Source organism: Rhodanobacter sp. UC4448_H15, from assembly GCF_052978265.1.
In genome coordinates, this window is sequence record NZ_CM129665.1 from 3,647,558 (window position 1) to 3,662,986 (window position 15,429).

A 15,429-nucleotide genomic window follows, 5' to 3' on the forward strand; every position below is an offset into this window, starting at 1 on the left:
CCGCATGCCCCCGCCCCCGCCCGCCGCCGATCCGCCCAGCACTCCGGCCAGCACGCTGGCCGCCGCCATGGCGAGCGCGTGGAATGCAGGCGACGCAGAGCGCGTCATCGAACTGGCGGCGCAGGCGGCGGATGCCGCCGGCGACGACGAAGGCGTGCTCGTCCTGCTCGGCGTGGCGCAACAGGCCACCGGCCGGCACGCACGGGCGGCCGCCACGTTCAACCGCCTGTGCCAGTTGCGACCGGCCGTCTCGGCCTACTGGAACAACCTCGGCGTGGCCTCTCGCCTGGCCGGCGACCTCGCCGCGTCCGGACAGGCCCTGCGTCAGGCCCGGCAGCTCGCGCCGGGCGATGCGGAGGTGCACTACAACCTCGGCCTGCTGTACACCCAGCAACGCGATTGGCCGGCGGCACGGCAGGCGCTGCTGGAAGCGGCCAGTCTCGCCCCTTCATTCATCGAGGCCCGCCTGCAGGCGGCCTACGCCTGCTACGTCTGCGGCGACAACGCGGCACAGGAGGAAATGCTCGACGGCGCCGGCGAGTGGCCGCCGCAACCCGCCGAACAGGCGTTGATCCTGGCCGCCATGTTGTCGGTGCAGGGCGCTTCCGAGGCGGCCCTGCGCACGCTCGCGCGCGCGCAGTTGCCGCCGACGGAGGCCGCGGCCGCTCCGCTGCGCCTGCGCATCGCCGCCCAGCGCGTGGTGTTGCACGAGCGCAGCAACCAGGTCGAACGCGCACAGCAGGACCTGCAGCAACTGCCGCTGGCCGCGATCGACGCCCTGCCGCCGGGCGCCGTGCAAGCGCGCACCGACGGCTGGCGCGCGCACGCCGCGATGGCCTCACGCAACGGCGCGCACGCCGAGGCAGCGGCGCTGTTCCGGCGCGTGCTGGCGCAGCCGCTCGACGACGAGAGCCGGGCCAGCGTCGGTTTCGGCCTCGCCATCGCCTGCGACCGGCTGGGCCGCCACGCCGAGGCATGGGACGCGTTGCAGGCGGCGCACGCGGCGCAACTGGAGATCGCCCGCCAGGTCGTGCCGGAGCGACTGGCGGCGGACAGCCAGCCGCTGCCGCTGGCGGACTGCGTGGTCGAACCGCACGACTACGCCCGCTGGACCGAGCTGCGCGCCCCCGGCTCCATGGAGAGCCCGGTCTTCGTGGTCGGCTTTCCGCGCTCGGGTACCACCTTGCTGGAACAGATGCTCGACGCCCACCCGGATTTCCGGTCCATGGACGAGCGTGCCTACATCCATGAGCTGATCGAAAGCATGGAACGCGTCGGCCAGCGCTATCCCGCCGATCTCGCCTCACTGAGCCAGGACGATGCCGATGCCCTGCGCCGCAGCTATCGCCGACGGGTCGCGCAGGTGCGTCCCGACCTCGGGCCGCGCCGGCTGGTCGACAAGAACCCGCTGAACATGCAGTGCCTGCCGATGATCATGCGGCTGTTTCCGCATGCACGGATCATTCTCTGCCTGCGCCATCCCTGCGACGTGTTGCTCAGCTGCAGCATGCAATCGTTCCGCTCGCCGGCGTTCATGGTGCTGTGCTCCTCCCTGCCGCGCCTGGCGCAGGGCTACGCGCGCGCCTTCACCCAATGGCAGCGCGATGTCGAGGTGTTCGCCCCGCAGGTGCTGGAGTGGCGCTACGAATCCGTGGTGGAGCAGTTCGGCGACCAGGCGACACGACTGGCGCGGTTCCTGGACCTGGCCGATGCCTCGCCCCTGCAGCGCTTCGCCGAGCATGCGCGCGAGAAGCACATCAGCACGCCCAGCTACGCGCAGGTCACCCGCGGCGTCTATCGCAAGGCGGTGGGCCGCTGGCGCGACTACCGCGAGCATTTCGAACCGGTGTTGCCCGTGCTGCAACCGTGGCTCGAACGCTTCGGCTACGACGGGTAGGAGACGGCCCGCGGGACAAGCGCCTGCGGGCCGCAGGCTCCCGCACGCACGACGACAGGCAGTGCCGCCTTGTCGTCGTGCGCAGCGGGATACTCAGTGCGCCGGGCTGCTCGCGGACGGCGCGGGGGTGGTTACGCTGGCCAGTGCGTGCGGCGAGAACTTGCCGCCGTAAGGCAGCACCTCGCTGGCCAGTTTCGGGTCGGCCTTGATCATGCCGATCGCGTCGAACAGGATGTGCGCGGTCTCCTGGAGCTGCGGGTCCTTGGCGTTCTTGGCGTCCTTCTCTTCCTTCAGCTCGCTCTTGATGCTGCGCTCGTTGGGGTTGAGGCCGTCGTCCAGCGTGCTGCCCGCCTCCGGCAGGGCCGCGTCGCTGCCGTCGATGGCGACGTGCCGCGCGCGGAAGGCGGCCTGCATCTGCTCCTGCTGCTTGCGCTCGGCTTCGCGGGTGGCCAGGTTCAGCGAGATCGTGGTCATGTCGCGCATCTTCTTGTACTGCGCCAGCTCGTCCAGCATCAGCTTCCACGCCGGCGATTGCGCCGCACGCTGGTCGTGCTGCTTGAGCAGCTGCGGCAGGTAGGCGGAGAGGTTCGCCACCGGCTGGTAGTCGGCCGGCGGAATCTGCGTCCACGGCAGCGCGTTGTCGTAGGTCGATTCGCCGAAGTCCTTCTCGTCGCCGTTCTTCGGGAACTCGATGTCCGGGGTGACGCCCTTGAGCTGGGTGGAACCGCCGTTGATGCGGAAGAACTCCTGGATCGTCATCTTCAGTTCGCCCAGCTGCGGCTTCTCGCTGTCGCCGGAGGCGAACTTGTCCAGGTCCACCAGGGTCTGCACGGTGCCCTTGCCGAAGGTCGGCTCGCCGATGACCAGGCCGCGGTGATAATCCTGGATCGCCGCGGAGAAGATCTCCGAGGCCGAAGCCGTGCCGCGGTTGACCAGCACCGCCAGCGGACCGCTCCAGGCCATGCCTGCATCGTCGTCGCCCTGCACCTGGACTTCGCCGTGCGAGCCGCGCACCTGCACCACCGGGCCCTTGTCGATGAACAGGCCGGTCATCGAATCCGCCTCGGCCAGCGAGCCGCCGCCGTTGTTGCGCAGGTCCACCACGATGCCCTGCACGCCTTCCTGCTTGAGCTCGGCGATCAGCTTGGCCACGTCGCGGGTGGTGCTGCGGTAATCCTTGTCGCCGGCGCTGCGCGCGCCGAAATCGGAGTAGAACGAGGGCAGGTCGATCACGCCGATCTTGCGGGTGACCGCGCCGTCCTTGATCTCGATGACCTTCTTGCTGGCCGCGGCATCCTCCAGGTTGATCTTGTCGCGCACCAGGGTGATCAGCTCGTGCTTGCCGTCCGGGCCGACATCGGCGGGCAGCACTTCCAGCCGCACCACCGTTCCCTTCTTGCCGCGGATCAGCGCGGTGACGTCGTCGATGCGCCAACCGACCACGTCCACCATTGCGCCCTTGTCGCCCTGGCCCACCGCCACGATGCGGTCGCCCGGCTTGAACTTGTGCGACTTCATCGCCGGGCCGCCGGGGATCAGCTTGACGATCATGGTGTAGTCGTCGCGCGACTGCAGCTGCGCGCCGATGCCCTGCAGCGACAGGCTCATCGCGATGTCGAAGTTGGCCGCCGCCTCCGGGCCGAGGTAGTCGGTGTGCGGGTCGGTGGATTCGGCGTAGGCGTTCATGAAGGTCTGGAACGCGTCGGCGCTGTTGATCTGCCGGATGCGGTCGATGTAGCCGCTGTAGCGCTTGTCCAGCGTCTTGCGGATGTCCGCGTCGTCCTTGCCGGCCAGCTTCAGACGCAGCCAGTCGTTCTTGGTGCGCTTGCGCCAAAGGTCCTGCGCGGCGGCCTCGTCCTTCGGCCAGGCGGCGTCCTTGCGGTCGACCTCGTAGCTCTCGTCGCGACTGAGGTCGAAGCCGTTCTTCAGCAGCTCGCGGGCGTAGCTCATGCGCTGCACGGCGCGCTGCAGGTACAGGTTGAAGATGGCGAACGGCGCGGAGAGGTCGCTGTTCCAGATCGCGTCGTCGAACTTGCTCTTCAGTGGCGCGAACTTGTCCATGTCGGCCTGGGTGAAGAACACCTTGTCGCCGTCGAGCATCTTGAAATATGCCTTGTAGATGCGCGCGGACATCGCGTCATCCAGCGGCTGGGCGTCGTAGTGGAAGCGGGTCAGGAAGCGCGCGGACAGTTGCGCGGCCTGGGCCTGTTCGGCCGTGGGCTCCAGCGGCCAGATGGCCGCCTTGCGCGGCTGGGGGCCGGCACCCAGGTCGGCCGCGGACTGCGCAAAGGCGCAGCTGGCGGAGAGAACGAACAGCAGGACCAGCGCGGGGCGAAGTTTCATGGATGCTCTCAGGCGGATTCGGTGACACCGGCTGCATGCGCCTGCAGGTCGGCGTGGTAGGACGATCGCACCAGCGGGCCGGAGGCGACGTGATGAAAGCCCATGGCTTCGCCGGCTTCGCGCAGCGCGTGGAATTCCTCGGGCGTCCAGTAGCGCAGCACCGGATGGTGGTGCGGCGTGGGCTGCAGGTACTGGCCGATGGTGATCATCTCCACATCGTGGTCGCGCAGGTCGCGCAGCGTCTGCAGCACCTGCTCGCGGGTCTCGCCCAGGCCGAGCATGATGCCGGACTTGGTCGGCACCTGCGGGTGCTGCGCCTTGAAGCGCTTGAGCAGGTCCAGCGACCACTGGTAATCGGCGCCGGGGCGCACCTCGCGGTACAGATGCGGCACGGTTTCCAGGTTGTGGTTGAACACGTCCGGCGGGAATGCCTTGAGCACTTCCAGCGCCCGTTCCATGCGGCCCTTGCCGCGGAAATCGGGGGTGAGGATCTCGATGCGGATGGCCGGGCTGGCATGGCGCACCGCGCGGATGCAGCTGGCGAAGTGCGCCGCGCCGCCGTCGCGCAGGTCGTCGCGGTCGACCGAGGTGATCACCACGTACTTCAGCCGCATGTCGGCGATGGTCTGCGCCAGGCGCGCCGGCTCCAGTTCATCCGGCGGCTGCGGCCGGCCATGCGCCACGTCGCAGAACGAGCAGCGCCGCGTGCACACCTCGCCGAGAATCATGAAGGTGGCGGTGCCGTGGCTGAAGCATTCGTGGATGTTGGGGCAGGAGGCCTCCTCGCATACGGTCACCAGCGCGTTCTCGCGCAGGCGGGCCTTCAGCTGCTGCACCGCGTTGCCCTGCGGCAGGCGCACGCGGATCCAGTTGGGCTTGCGCAGGGTCGGCACGCTGGTGTCGAAACCGGCGCGGTTCAGCGCGATCTTGTCGCTGCCGAGCTGTTTCTCCACCGTGCCGGTGCCGGCCACGACCTGGATCGGAATGGATTTGGACAAGGGGGCGCTGGTTTCGCTCATGGGAGAGGAGTTCAGACCGCGGCGCGCGCGGGGAGTTCGGGAATCAGGGGGGCAGCGGGCGCGGCGACGAAGCCGAACTGGCGGCAGAACTCGTCGGCCAGCACCGTCTCGACGTCCGCCAGCTGCGACGGACCGCCCAAGTCTACCAGTTGCGTGACCGCCAAACCCTTGTAGCCGCAGGGGTTGATGCGTTCGAACGGCTCCAGGTCCATGGCCACGTTGAAGGCCAGCCCGTGGAAACTGCAGCCGCGACGCACGCGCAGGCCGAGCGCGGCGATCTTGGCCTCGCCCACGTACACGCCGGGGGCGCCTTCGCGGCGCGCCGCCGCCACCTGCCAGTGCGCCAGCGTGTCGATCAGCGCCTGCTCGATCCGCCGCACCAGCTCGCGCACGCCCACGCCGATGCGGCGCAAGTCGATCAGCGGGTAGCCGACGATCTGGCCGGGCCCGTGGTAGGTCACCTGCCCGCCGCGGTCGACCGGGATCACCGGGATGTCGCCCGGCGCCAGCACGTGCTCCATCTTGCCGGCCTGGCCCAGGGTGAACACCGGGTCGTGCTCCAGCAGCCACAGCTCGTCCGGCGTGTCGGCGGTGCGGTTGTCGGTGAACGCGCTCATCGCCTGCCAGGTCGCCGCGTAGGGCTGGCGGCCGAGGCGGCGGATGACCAGGGGCCGGAATTCAGGATGGGGGGTTCGGGATTCGTGGTTCACGACGAGCTTGTGGCCTTGCAATTCTTCTGGTTCAAGAGCCGCCGAACCCATGCGACGCGGAGGCTCGGGACGCGGCTCTTGCGAATCCCCCATCCCGAATCCCGGCCTCACAACGTATACCGGACATCCGCATCGGCGCGCAGTGCGTGATGCGCTGCTTCGTACTGCTCGCGGTTGTCGCAGCGGAATGTGACCGTGACCGAGACGAAATTGCCGGCGCCGGAATGGCGGTGACGCACGGTTTCGTGCAGCACGTGCAGACCGGCGCGTTCGAGCAGTTGCGGCACGTGGCGGGGCAGGTCGGCGCTGGCGCTGCCCACGGCGGTGATCTCGAACTCGCCGGGGAACTGGAAGCCCCGGCCTTGCCGCTTCGCCTTGTCGAAGTCGATCGGTTGCATCACTTGGCGCTCGGCGCCTGCTCGGTGTTGCCGGTGTCCTTGTGGAACCAGAGCAGGATGCTGTCCCACAGGCGCGAGAAGAAGCCACCCTGCGGCGCGTCGGCCAGTGCGACCAGCGGCACCGTCTGCAGCGCCTGGCCATCCAGGCTGATGCGCAGGCTGCCGATCTGCTGGCCCTTCTTGAACGGCGCGATCAGGGTCGAGGGGATGTCCATCACCGCCTTGAGCTTGTCGTACTGGCCGGTCTTGACAGTGACCAGCACGTCGCTGGCCACGCCGATCGGCAAGGTGTCCGCCTCGCCCTTCCACAACCGCGGCGTCGCCAGCGGCTTGCTGGTGTCGTACAGCTTGTGCGTCTCGTAGAAGCGGAAGCCGTAGTTGAGCAGGGCCATCGCCGAATCGGCGCGCGCCTTGTTGGAGCTGGCGCCCATCACCACCGCGATCATGCGCTCGTCGCCATGCTTGGCGGACGCCGCCAGGCAGAAGCCCGCGTCGGCGGTGTGCCCGGTCTTGATGCCGTCCACGGCCGGATCGCGCCAGAGCAGCTCGTTGCGGTTCTGCTGCTTGATGCCGTTCCACTCGTACGACTTGATCGCCGAGATGGCGTAGTCGTCCGGAAAGTTGTGGATCAGCGCGCGCGACAGGATCGCGACGTCGCGCGCGGAGCTGTAGTGGTTCTGCACCGGATAGCCGGAGGCGTTGGAGAAGTGCGAGTTGGCCATGCCCAACTGCTTGGCGTAGGCGTTCATCAGGTTGGCGAAGGCATCCTCCGAACCGGCGGTGTGCTCGGCCAGCGCGATTGCCGCGTCGTTGCCGGACTGCACGATCATGCCCTTGAGCAGGTCCATCAGCGGCACCTGGCTGCCCAGCTTGAGGAAACTGGTGGAGCCGTCGGTGCCGGCACCGCCGCCGCGCCACGCATGCTCGCTGATGGTGATCATGTCGCTGGTGTGGATGCGGCCGTTGGCGAGCTCGGCCGACACCACGTAGTCGGTCATCACCTTGGTCAGCGAGGCCGGCGCGCGACGCGCATCGGGATCCTTCGAGGCAAGTATCTGGCCGGTGGCGTAGTCCATCAGCACCCAGCTGGCGCCATCGACGTCCGGCGGCGGCGGCACCGGTGCGGCCGGCATGGCCGGGCGCGGCACGGGCGACGGATGGGGCGGGGTCTGCGCCATCGCGGCGCCGACCAGCAGGACGGCAACGGCGGCAAACGGCATCAGGGTGCGTCGAAGAAAGTTCATCGTGTTTTCGAGTCCGGTTTTTCGAGGATCGGCGTTGCGCGCGCCGAAGTGGCAAGGAAGCCTGCGCAAATCCTGCTCAGTCTACCGCGACCTGCGGCGAGGGCAGACCCATGCGTTCGATCCGGCGACTGACTTCGTCGGCACGATCCACGCTGTCGAGCGGGCCGACCCGCACGCGGCGCAGGCGCTGGCCATGCGCCACGCCGTCGATCACCTGCACCGTGCCGAGGTCGGCCGCACGCAGGCGCCGGGCCAGGCGGTCGGCATTGGACGCGTCGGCGAACGCACCCACCTGCAGGTAGATTCCCGGGTGCCTGCCTGAGACCGTCTCCGGCGGCGGCAGTTCCTGCGCCGGATGCGCCGGGTCGATGCCGCGCACCTCGACCAGGCCGGTGCCCTTGGGCCAGATGCCGATCTTCACTGCCGCGGCATAGGACAGGTCGATCAGCCGGTTGTCGTGGAACGGTCCGCGGTCGTTGACCCGCACGACCACGCTCTTGCCGTTCTCCAGGTTGGTGACGCGCGCGTAGCTGGGCAGCGGCAGCGTGGTGCTGGCCGCGCTGAACGCGTACATGTCGTAGGTTTCGAGGTTGGAGGTCTTGTAGCCGTGGAACTTGTTGCCGTAGAACGAGGCGATGCCGCGCTCGTCGTAGCCGCGCGCCGTGGACAGCACGCGATAGGTCTTGCCGCGCACGCTGTAGGGCGACTTGTTGCCGTAGCGCGAGCGCGGCTCGGCCTTCGGCACCGGCTCGGACAGCTTGCTGACGTCGATCGGCGGCGGCACGCTGTCGCGGCCGTCGCGGTAGCGGCTCGATTGCGGCCGACTGAGGTCGTCGTGGATGCCACCTTCACCCGCGGGCGATGCCGTGCCGGACACGCCGCGATGGCCCGCGCCGGACGACGACGACGGCCGGCTGCGCGGCCCGCTGCACGCGGCAAGCAGCGCGCTGGCCGCGAGCACGGCGGCGACCGCGACGAACCTCACCGCGCCGCGTCCGCCTGCGCCACGCCGGCGGCGATCGCCTGCGCCAGCTGTTCGACGGCCATCGCGTACAACGGGCTGCGGTTGTAGCGGGTGATCACGTAGAAATTCTGGAAGGTGAACCAGTACTCCGGCCCGGCCGGGCCTTCGAGCTGCTGCAGGCTGGCGAGCCGGCCGGGGTCGATCCGCTGCAGCGGCGCGTAGCCCCATGCCTCGAACTGTTCCAGCGGATGCTTCGGCATGAGCTCGTTGAGGTCGCTCGCGTGCGCCTTGGCATCGGGCTGCGCCCGCGCCGCCACCGGGGCATCGCGCTCCCAGCCGTACCCGTGCAGGTAGTTGGCGACGCTGGCCACGATGTCGTCGGCCGAATCGTGCAGGTCGATGCGACCGTCGTGATCCTCGTCAACCGCGTAGTCGCGGATGCTCGAAGGCATGAACTGGCCCCAGCCCTGCGCGCCGGCATAGGAGCCGACCAGCGAGTCCAGCGGACCGGCCAGCTTGCTGGCGGGAAGCTCCAGCAGGGTCTTCAGCTCGTCGCGGAAAAACGGCGCGCGCGGCGGGTAGTAGAAGGCCAGCGTCACCAGCGCATCGAGCACCTTGTAGCGGCCCACGATGCGGCCGTAATTGGTCTCCACGCCGATGATCGCCACCACGTATTGCGGCGCCACGCCGTACTCGGTCGCGATCCGGTCGAGCAGTGCGCGATGCTGCTGGTAGAACGCGATGCCGCCGTCGATGCGGGCATCGGTGAGGAAGATCGGTCGATAGTCCTTCCACGGCTTGGCCTCGGCCGGGCGGCTGATCGCGTCGAGGATCGACTGCTGTTTGGTGGCGCCGTCGAGCAGCGCATTGAGCGCGGCCGGGCTCTGGCCGGTGTCGTGCGCCACCTCCTGCACCAGTTTCGCCTGCCCCGGATGGGCGGCCAGCGCGGTGTCCGTTCCAGCCACCCACGACAGCAGGACCAGCAGGCAACAGCACACACGGGACACGGGATGCACGGACATGCAAGGCCTTCGCAAAGGGAAAATCGGGGTCAGCGAGAGCCTACCATGCAAGCCGCGGCGACTTCGGCCCCACGCATGGCGCGCGCGGGGCGCGATTCAGATGTGGCTCTTGCGATTGGCATGGATCGACATCAGCACGCCGAAACCGGTCAACAGCGACACCGCCGACGTGCCGCCGTAACTGATCATCGGCATCGGCACGCCGACCACCGGCAGCATGCCGGCCACCATGCCGCCGTTGACGAACACGTAGACGAAGAAGCTCATGCCGATCGCGCCGGCGAGCAGGCGCGAATACGTATCGCGCGCCTCCATCGCGATCCACAGGCAGCGGCCGATGATGAACGCGTACAGCGCGATCAGCGCGCACACGCCGACCAGGCCGAACTCCTCGGAGAACACCGCGAAGATGAAATCGGTGGTGTGCTCGGGCAGGAAATCCAGCCGCGACTGCGTGCTGTGCAGCCAGCCTTTGCCGAACACGCCGCCGGAGCCCACCGCGATCTGCGACTGGATGATGTGCCAGCCGTTGCCCAGCGGATCGGATTCGGGATTGAGCAGGGTCAGCACGCGATCGCGCTGGTACTGGTGCAGGAAGTGCCAGCCGATCGGGATCATGCCCACCACCGCGCCCACCAGCAATCCGATGCGCCACCACGCCATGCCGGAGAGGAACAGCGCGAACGCGCCGGCCGTGGCCACCAGCACCGCCGTGCCCAGGTCCGGCTGTTCGGCGATCAAGGCGGCAGGAATGGCGATCAGGATGCCGACCACCGCGATGTCCTTCCAGCCCGGCGGCAGCTGCCGCGGGTGGAGGTACCAGGCCACCATCATCGGCGTGGTGAGCTTGAGCAGTTCGGACGGCTGGAAACGCATCACGCCCAGATCCAGCCAGCGCATCGAACCGCGCCCTTCACCGAGGATCGCCACCACCACCAGCAAGGCGACGCTGACGGCGTAGAGGCCCGGCGTCCAGCTGCGCAGCACCGGGGGCGGAATGCGCGAGACCAGCAGCAGCAAGGCGCCGCCCAACACGAAACGCGCGGCCTGGCCACCGACCAGGGCCAGACTGCGATCGCCCGCGCTGTAGAGCGTGGCCAGGCCGATCAAGGCCAGCACGAACAGGCCGGCCGCCAGCGGCAGGTCGATCCGGCGCCGGGTCATCACCCGGTGCGCGAAGCGGCGCATGCGCGCGCGCAGCACGCCGATCATGGTTGCACCTCGCTGCTGGCGGACACGGGCACGTCCTCGACGACCGAGCCGGCCGGTGCCGGCGCGGCGGATGGGAGCGGTGCGGCATCCGGCAATCGCTCGGCGCCGGGCAGCACGCCCTGGTGGGTGGCCAGCCACGCATCGAGAATCTTGCGCACGATCGGCCCCGCCGCCGAAGCGCCCCAGGCGCCCTGCTCCAGCACCACGGCTACGGCGATCTGCGGGTGGTCGGCCGGCGCGTAGGCGATGAACCAGGCGCGATGGCGGGTGGCCAGATACGCGGTGTTGCGATTGGTGTCGTACGCGTCGCTGGTGCGCGAGTAGCGCTCGGCGGTGCCACTCTTGCCGGCGATCGCGTAGGGGAAGCCGTCGTTCAGGCCCTTGCCGGTGCCTTCGGTGATCACCGCGCGCATGCCCGCGTTGATCACCGCCCAGTCGCCGCGCTGGCGGATCAACGTGGCGCCCGGCGGATTGGGCAGCGGCTGGCGCTGCGCCTCGCCGACCGTGCTGGTGGCCATGCCCAGCCGCGGCAGGTACGGCACGCCACCGCCGGCCAGGGTCGCCACCGCATGCGCCAGTTGCAGCGGGGTAACCGCCCAGTAACCCTGGCCGATGCCGGCGATCACCGTTTCGCCGGGATACCAGGGCTGCTTGCTGTTGGCCGCCTTCCACTGGCGCGAGGGCAGGATGCCGTCGGATTCGCCGATCAGGTCGATCCCGGTCTCGCGGCCGAAGCCGAAGCGACTCATCCACTGGCTCAGCCGGTCGATGCCCATGTCCAGCGCCAGCTTGTAGAAATACGTGTTGGTCGACTTCTCGATCGCGGTGACCATGTCCACGGTGCCGTCGCCGCCGCGCTTGTCGTCGCGGTAGCAGCGCGTCTGCCCCGGCAGGCAGAACTGACCGTTGGAGAACACCGTGTCCGACGGCTTGCGCAGGCCCAGCTCCAGCCCGCCGAGTGCAAGGAACGGTTTCACCGTCGAGCCCGGCGGATAGACGCCCCGCAGCGCGCGGTTGTACAGCGGCTTGTCCGGGTCGGTGGTCAGCGCGCGGTAGTCGGCCTGGCTGATGCCGTTGACGAACAGGTTGGGATCGAACGTGGGCACGCTGACCATCGCCAGCACCTGGCCGTTGCGCGGATCGATCGCCACCGCCGCGCCGGGACGGCCCTCGAATGCCGCCTCGGCCGCCTTCTGGATGCGCGCGTCGATGCTCAGGTAGAGGCTGCGGCCGGGCGTGGGCGCATGGGTTTCCAGCACGTGCTGGGTGCGGCCATCGGCGTTGACCTCCAGCAATTCGTAGCCGGGCTTGCCGTGCAACACGTCCTCGTAGGAACGCTCCACGCCGCTGCGCCCGACATGGCTGGTGCCCTGGTAGCGATCCGCGTCCAGCCGCTGCAGGTCGTCGGCGTCGATGCGCCCGACGTAGCCGACCACGTGGGCGAACAACGGGCCGAACGGATAATGCCGGGTCAGGTAGGGCACCACGTCGACGTTGGGAAAGCGCCAGCGATTGACCGCGAAACGATCGATCTCGTCTTCGGTCAGGTGCATCTTCAGCGGCACGCTGTCGAAACGCCGGCTCTGCCGCAACTGCTTGTTGAACGCGTCGATGTCGTCCTGGTCCAGCGGCACCACCTGGCCCAGCCGCGCCAGCAGAGCGGGCATGTCCTTGACCTGCTCGGGCACCACTTCCAGCCGGAACGCCGGCACGTTGTCGGCCAGCACCACGCCGTTGCGGTCGTAGATCAGGCCGCGCGCCGGCGGGATCGCGCGCGGCTTGACCCGGTTGTTGGTCGAGCGGGTGGCGAACTCGTCGTGTCGCGCGACCTGCAGCACCACGTAACGCCCGACCAGCCCGCCCAGCCCCAGCAGGATCAGCACGAAACCCACCAGCGCGCGTCGACGGAACAGCGCGGTCTCGTCACGGACGTTCTTGAGCGCGCGGCGACTCTTCATCTCACCGGCTCATGCTTCATTGGATCCGCAGCCGCGCGCGCAGGTCGTCGAGCAACAGGAACAGGAACGGCCACAACGCCGCGCCGACGAAGGGGGAAATCCACCAGCTCGCCGGCGGCAGCGAAGCGCCGGCCAGCATGCGCACCAGCAGCAGCAGGAAGCGATCGTTGAGCAGCAAGGCAAGCACCGCCAGCGCCTGCTGCCACATCGGGAAGAAGCGCAATCGCGAACGGAATCGCACGGTGATGAAGACCAGCGCGCACAGCCGCAGCGCCTGCTCGCCCAGCAGCACGCCGTCGAGCAGGTCCGCAAGCAATCCCACGCCGAAGGCAAGGCCCAGGCTCACCCGGTCTTCCGCTTCCAGCGCCCAGTACAGCAACACCAGCGCCGGCCAATACGGCTTGAACGGCTCCAGCACGCCGGGCAGCGGCACCAGCATCAGCAGCAGCGCCGCGGCCAGCGTGCCGACGAACCACCACTGGCTCAGCCGCGCGCGACTCATCGCGGTACCCCGCCGGCCTGACCCGGGTGCACCGCCGGCGCGGCCACGCTGGCGGAAGCGGCCGGCGCCAAGACCTGCGGCGGACCTGCCGGAACGGGCAGGTCGGGCGGCCCCTTGGGTTCGGCCTGGTCGTGCAGCAGCAGTACATCGGTGCTGCGATCGAGGTCCGCCGCCGGCGTGGCCAGGGCGACCTGGAACATGCCGGTCGGCGCCGGCGCCACGCTGTCGATCCGGCCCACCGGGAACCCCGGCGGAAAACGGCCGCCGATGCCCGAGGTGAGCAGCTTGTCGCCAGCGCGCACGTCAGCCGCCAGCGGCAGGTTGGGCAGGCTCAGCTGGTCGCCGTCGCGCGAACCGTAGGCCACCGTGCGCAAGCCGGTACGCGCGATCGTCACCGGGATCGCATGCGAGGGGTCGGTGATCAGCATCACCACGGCAGTGTGCGGCAGCACGGCCTTCACCTGGCCCATCACGCCGTGGGCATCGATCACCGGCTGTCCGGGCTCGACGCCGTCGCGCGAGCCCATGTTCAAGGTCAGCTCATAACGGTACGCGCCGAGATCCACGCCGATGACCCGCGCCAGTTGCACGTTGAGCTTCAGGCTGTGCTGGGTATCGAGCAACCGCCGCAGCCGTTCGTTCTGCTCGGCGACCGCGGCCATGCGGTTCAACTTGGCGTTGGCCAGCAGCAGGTCTTCGCGCAGGCGCTGGTTCTGCGAGGTCAGCAGCTGGCGATCGGCAAACGCGACGCCGAGGGTGTGCACCCCGGCCGCAGGCAGGCCGGCCAGCCGATAGACCGGCTCGACCACCGCCGAGGCGGCCGAGCGCAGCTGCCACAGCCAGCCATTGCGCTGGTCAAGCACCATCAGCACCACCGCCAGCGCCAGATAGACGATCAGCCGCAGCGTGCCGGCCGCGTTGCCGGCAAACAGGGGGGAAGAACCTTCGCGTGCGCGCGCCATCGCGGCCCCCGTTGCCGCGCGCTATTCGGGCGAGAAGAAGTCGCTGCCATGCTGATCGATCAGCTCCAGCGCCTTGCCGCCGCCGCGCGCCACGCAGGTCAGCGGGTCGTCGGCCACCTGCACGTGCAGGCCGGTTTCCTCGGAGATCAGCCGGTCCAGGTCGCGCAGCAGCGCGCCGCCGCCGGTGAGCACGATGCCGCGCTCGGCGACGTCGGAGCACAGTTCCGGCGGAGTCTGTTCCAGCGCCGACTTCACCGCCGCCACGATGCCGGCCAGCGGCTCGTGCAGTGCCTCGAGGATTTCGTTGGAGTTGATCGTGAACATGCGCGGCACGCCCTCGGCAAGGTTGCGCCCGGAGATCTCGATCTCCTTGACGTCGTCCTGCGGGAACGCGCAGCCGATCTGCAGCTTGATCCGCTCGGCGGTGGATTCGCCGATCAGGGTGCCGTGGTTGCGGCGCACGTAGTTGATGATCGCCTCGTCGAAACGATCGCCGCCGACGCGGGCGGACTGCGAGTAGACGATGCCGTTGAGCGAGATCACCGCCACCTCGGAGGTGCCGCCGCCGATGTCCAGCACCATCGCGCCGCGCGCCTCGTGCACCGGAATGCCGGCACCGATCGCCGCAGCCATCGGCTCTTCGATCAGGAACACGTCGCGGGCACCGGCGCCTTCGGCCGATTCCTTGATGGCGCGGCGCTCGACCTGGGTCGAGCCGCACGGCACGCAGACCAGCACGCGCGGGCTCGGCCGCAGGAAGCGCGACTTGTGCACCTGCTTGATGAAGTGCTGCAGCATCGCCTCGGTCATGGTGAAGTCGGCGATCACGCCGTCCTTCATCGGGCGCACCGTGGCGATGTTGCCCGGCGTGCGGCCCAGCATGCGCTTGGCGTCGCCACCCACCGCCGCGATCGTGCGCGGACCACCGGGGCCGCGGTCCTGGCGAATCGCCACCACCGAAGGCTCGTTCAACACGATGCCCTGACCACGCACGTAGATCAGCGTGTTGGCCGTGCCGAGGTCGATGGAGATGTCGTTGGAAAAGATGCCGCGGAACTTCTTGAACATGGGTCCGCCGTGGGTCGGCCAGGCTAAACAGACAAGCTCGCCAGTCTAGTCAGGCCCACCGTTCCACGCAAGGAAAAACACGTTAAGAAACCCTTGTGCAACACGGCCATAAGCGATTTTCCTGTGCCGT

13 protein-coding genes are annotated in these 15,429 nt (G+C 68.8%); 1 reads left to right on the forward strand and 12 read right to left on the reverse strand.

Annotated features, from left to right (window positions below):
* The first annotated feature begins 4 nt into the window (after positions 1 to 4).
* Positions 5 to 1,897 carry a sulfotransferase gene (locus ACVCMI_RS16725; protein WP_447098026.1) on the forward strand — a complete coding sequence of 631 codons (1,893 nt, stop codon included), beginning with the start codon at positions 5 to 7 and terminating at the stop codon, positions 1,895 to 1,897.
* A gap of 93 nt (positions 1,898 to 1,990) precedes the next feature.
* Here ACVCMI_RS16725 and ACVCMI_RS16730 read toward each other — a convergent pair whose 3' ends face one another.
* The 12 genes from ACVCMI_RS16730 to ACVCMI_RS16785 form a co-directional block, all read right to left on the reverse strand.
* Positions 1,991 to 4,240 carry a carboxy terminal-processing peptidase gene (locus ACVCMI_RS16730; RefSeq protein WP_447098025.1) on the reverse strand — a complete coding sequence of 750 codons (2,250 nt, stop codon included), beginning with the start codon at positions 4,238 to 4,240 and terminating at the stop codon, positions 1,991 to 1,993.
* Between the two features lie 8 nt (positions 4,241 to 4,248).
* The gene (lipA, locus tag ACVCMI_RS16735; protein WP_395120242.1) at positions 4,249 to 5,259 is read right to left on the reverse strand and encodes a lipoyl synthase; all 1,011 of its coding nucleotides are present in this window, start codon (positions 5,257 to 5,259) and stop codon (positions 4,249 to 4,251) included.
* 11 nt (positions 5,260 to 5,270) lie between these two features.
* Positions 5,271 to 5,969 carry a lipoyl(octanoyl) transferase LipB gene (gene lipB, locus ACVCMI_RS16740; RefSeq protein WP_447098024.1) on the reverse strand — a complete coding sequence of 233 codons (699 nt, stop codon included), beginning with the start codon at positions 5,967 to 5,969 and terminating at the stop codon, positions 5,271 to 5,273.
* A 107-nt stretch (positions 5,970 to 6,076) separates the two neighbouring features.
* Positions 6,077 to 6,367 carry a YbeD family protein gene (locus ACVCMI_RS16745; protein ID WP_395120244.1) on the reverse strand — a complete coding sequence of 97 codons (291 nt, stop codon included), beginning with the start codon at positions 6,365 to 6,367 and terminating at the stop codon, positions 6,077 to 6,079.
* Positions 6,367 to 7,611, reverse strand: a complete 1,245-nt coding sequence (locus tag ACVCMI_RS16750; protein WP_395120245.1) for a D-alanyl-D-alanine carboxypeptidase family protein — start codon at positions 7,609 to 7,611, stop codon at positions 6,367 to 6,369. Before ACVCMI_RS16750 ends, ACVCMI_RS16745 begins: the two co-directional genes overlap by 1 nt.
* A gap of 76 nt (positions 7,612 to 7,687) precedes the next feature.
* Positions 7,688 to 8,596, reverse strand: coding sequence for a septal ring lytic transglycosylase RlpA family protein (locus tag ACVCMI_RS16755; protein WP_447098023.1), 909 nt, complete (start codon positions 8,594 to 8,596; stop codon positions 7,688 to 7,690).
* Entirely contained in the window at positions 8,593 to 9,597 is a 1,005-nt protein-coding gene (gene mltB / locus ACVCMI_RS16760) for a lytic murein transglycosylase B (protein ID WP_395120247.1), read from the reverse strand. Before mltB ends, ACVCMI_RS16755 begins: the two co-directional genes overlap by 4 nt.
* 96 nt (positions 9,598 to 9,693) lie before the next feature.
* On the reverse strand, positions 9,694 to 10,809 hold the full coding sequence (rodA, locus tag ACVCMI_RS16765; RefSeq protein WP_395120248.1) for a rod shape-determining protein RodA: 1,116 nt from the start codon (positions 10,807 to 10,809) through the stop codon (positions 9,694 to 9,696).
* On the reverse strand, positions 10,806 to 12,767 hold the full coding sequence (gene mrdA, locus ACVCMI_RS16770) for a penicillin-binding protein 2 (RefSeq protein ID WP_395120249.1): 1,962 nt from the start codon (positions 12,765 to 12,767) through the stop codon (positions 10,806 to 10,808). The genes rodA and mrdA overlap by 4 nt, the downstream gene beginning before the upstream one ends.
* 16 nt (positions 12,768 to 12,783) lie before the next feature.
* A complete protein-coding gene (gene mreD, locus ACVCMI_RS16775; RefSeq protein WP_395120250.1) occupies positions 12,784 to 13,269 on the reverse strand; it encodes a rod shape-determining protein MreD in 486 nt (161 codons plus the stop codon).
* Positions 13,266 to 14,231 (reverse strand): rod shape-determining protein MreC, encoded by a 966-nt coding sequence (mreC, locus tag ACVCMI_RS16780; protein ID WP_447098022.1) that lies wholly within the window; start codon positions 14,229 to 14,231, stop codon positions 13,266 to 13,268. Before mreC ends, mreD begins: the two co-directional genes overlap by 4 nt.
* 21 nt (positions 14,232 to 14,252) lie before the next feature.
* Entirely contained in the window at positions 14,253 to 15,299 is a 1,047-nt protein-coding gene (locus tag ACVCMI_RS16785) for a rod shape-determining protein (RefSeq protein WP_395120252.1), read from the reverse strand.
* Between the last annotated feature and the right edge of the window lie 130 nt (positions 15,300 to 15,429).

Coding starts and splice junctions, on each gene's coding strand:
- ACVCMI_RS16725 (WP_447098026.1), top strand. CDS start 5: ATGCCCCCGCCCCCGCCCGCCGCCGATCCGCCCAGCACTCCGGCCAGC.
- ACVCMI_RS16730 (WP_447098025.1), bottom strand. CDS start 4,240: ATGAAACTTCGCCCCGCGCTGGTCCTGCTGTTCGTTCTCTCCGCCAGC.
- lipA (WP_395120242.1), bottom strand. CDS start 5,259: ATGAGCGAAACCAGCGCCCCCTTGTCCAAATCCATTCCGATCCAGGTC.
- ACVCMI_RS16745 (WP_395120244.1), bottom strand. CDS start 6,367: ATGCAACCGATCGACTTCGACAAGGCGAAGCGGCAAGGCCGGGGCTTC.
- ACVCMI_RS16750 (WP_395120245.1), bottom strand. CDS start 7,611: ATGAACTTTCTTCGACGCACCCTGATGCCGTTTGCCGCCGTTGCCGTC.
- mltB (WP_395120247.1), bottom strand. CDS start 9,597: ATGTCCGTGCATCCCGTGTCCCGTGTGTGCTGTTGCCTGCTGGTCCTG.
- rodA (WP_395120248.1), bottom strand. CDS start 10,809: ATGATCGGCGTGCTGCGCGCGCGCATGCGCCGCTTCGCGCACCGGGTG.
- mrdA (WP_395120249.1), bottom strand. CDS start 12,767: ATGAAGAGTCGCCGCGCGCTCAAGAACGTCCGTGACGAGACCGCGCTG.
- mreD (WP_395120250.1), bottom strand. CDS start 13,269: ATGAGTCGCGCGCGGCTGAGCCAGTGGTGGTTCGTCGGCACGCTGGCC.
- mreC (WP_447098022.1), bottom strand. CDS start 14,231: ATGGCGCGCGCACGCGAAGGTTCTTCCCCCCTGTTTGCCGGCAACGCG.
- ACVCMI_RS16785 (WP_395120252.1), bottom strand. CDS start 15,299: ATGTTCAAGAAGTTCCGCGGCATCTTTTCCAACGACATCTCCATCGAC.